This is a genomic window from Shewanella sp. 11B5 (assembly GCF_002836795.1).
Taxonomy (GTDB): Bacteria; Pseudomonadota; Gammaproteobacteria; order Enterobacterales; family Shewanellaceae; genus Shewanella; species Shewanella frigidimarina.
In genome coordinates this window covers 1-1,838 of the sequence record NZ_PJAP01000755.1, presented here as the reverse complement: position 1 = coordinate 1,838, position 1,838 = coordinate 1, and the positions used below count along the sequence as shown (strand labels likewise).

At 38.4% G+C, this 1,838-nt stretch carries 2 protein-coding genes; both read left to right on the top strand.

The window, feature by feature from the left end:
• The first annotated feature begins 345 nt into the window (after positions 1-345).
• Positions 346-804: a DUF2127 domain-containing protein gene (locus CXF78_RS16120; RefSeq protein ID WP_102037354.1), complete on the top strand. Its 459-nt coding sequence runs from the start codon at positions 346-348 to the stop codon at positions 802-804.
• A gap of 440 nt (positions 805-1,244) precedes the next feature.
• Positions 1,245-1,715 carry a Dps family protein gene (locus tag CXF78_RS16115; protein ID WP_102037353.1) on the top strand — a complete coding sequence of 157 codons (471 nt, stop codon included), beginning with the start codon at positions 1,245-1,247 and terminating at the stop codon, positions 1,713-1,715.
• The last annotated feature ends 123 nt before the right edge of the window (positions 1,716-1,838 follow it).

Sequence of the window (1,838 nt, the reverse complement as noted above, 5' to 3'; positions counted from 1 at the left end):
GATGTGCTTTAGTATTAATGAGCCATCATAGGCTTAATCAGTATAAGACATTAGGGCCTGGTAAACTTTTTTGGTTAAATTTCGTTCAACATAACAACATTTTAATTGAGGTGCTTACCAAAGAATCGCTCAACAAAGAGTAAAACGTTTTTAGCCGTACCCTTCGGGCAGCGTTTGTTGTTCATTTCTACTGCGTTATCGACTTTTATGTAGAATGACTACACCTCAACGTCTATTCCTTGTAGCTCCTGTTTAAGTAATGACCAATAATTCGCTGCAAAAACAACCTTGAAAAATCAACCGACCTTAATATAAACCAATCTTTATTTCAGGAAAGCAATAATAATGAAACATTCTGATGGCGGCGTTCGTGCTGTCGCGGTGCTTGAAGCAACAAAAGGCTTACTGGCATTACTGGTTGCCATTGGCTTGCATGTCTACACGGGCCAAAATCTGTCTGCGTTAGCGCTTGAGTTGGTGAGGCATTTGCACCTAAATCCAGCGAGTCATTACCCTGGTATTTTTATTTCTGCGGTGGGTTCAGTATCGCAATCTAGTCTGACGTTAATGGCGTTTGGTGCGGCTGTATATACATCGGTGCGCTTTATTGAAGCCTATGGTTTATGGCATAACATGCGCTGGACCCAATGGTTTGCACTGCTTAGCGGCGCAATATATTTACCTTTTGAGCTTTATGAAATGATTCGCCATTTTAATGTGCTCAGTGTAATTGTGCTGCTGATTAACCTTGTGGTGGTCATGTATATGTATTTTGTGTTGTTTCCTCGTCGTGCAGCAATATGAGATCCACTTCAATGTTTGCTTGTACTTTTTAAGATAAAAGTATTAACAGAGTTTAATGGCTAGCGGTTGATCCATTAAATGATAATGTTAGTATAAATACTCACTAACATTAACGATGAGTTAGCGAAACCGTAACGAATAGATTCGAGATGATTTAGTTTACGCGAGTTTATTACGTTAATTCATGTAGACATTCAATTAATATATCTGTTTTATAAATGAACATTATTTGAATTGAGTTCAGTTTTATTAGTGGTGTGATATTCGTTTTAACAGCGTGAACTGTTTTCGTTGGTGTCATAAAACGACGACAAAGACACGCTGGGATACAATGTAAGCAAGTTGTTAATAATGTATTGTTGAGCTTGCTGGCTTGTAATCACCATTTATACAAATGCTGTAATGTTATGACTAATTAATTCTACTTTATGAGGAATAAAATGACTGACATCGATATTGGTATAAAAAAAGATGACCGACTAAAAATAGCCGAAGGTTTAAAAAACTTATTGGCCGACTCTTATACACTTTATTTGCAAACCCATAATTTCCATTGGAATGTCACAGGGGTACATTTTCGCGAATTACACTTAATGTTTGAAGAACATTACACTGAGCTTGCGGTAGCGGTTGATGATATTGCCGAGCGTATTCGTACCTTGGATGTGGCTGCACCGGGAACATATAAAGAGTTTGCTCGCCTGAGTTCAATTAAAGAAGTTGAAGGTGTTCCGAGTTCTGCTGATATGGTTGACTTACTGACCCAAGGCCATGAACAAGTGGTTAAAACATCGCGACAAGTGCTTAAGTTAGCCCAAGCTGCTGACGATGAGTCAACTGCTGCTTTAGTGTCTGATCGCATGCGAATACACGAAAAAACAGCGTGGATGTTAAGAGCAACTCGCAAGTAACCTGTAACGTACAGATATTTATTTGCGCAATTAATGTTGGCTAATATTATTATCTGAATTGAGACGCAACGCAGTACTCATGAAGACGTTAGCGAACAAGATAATCAAGGCATCAACTAAAAC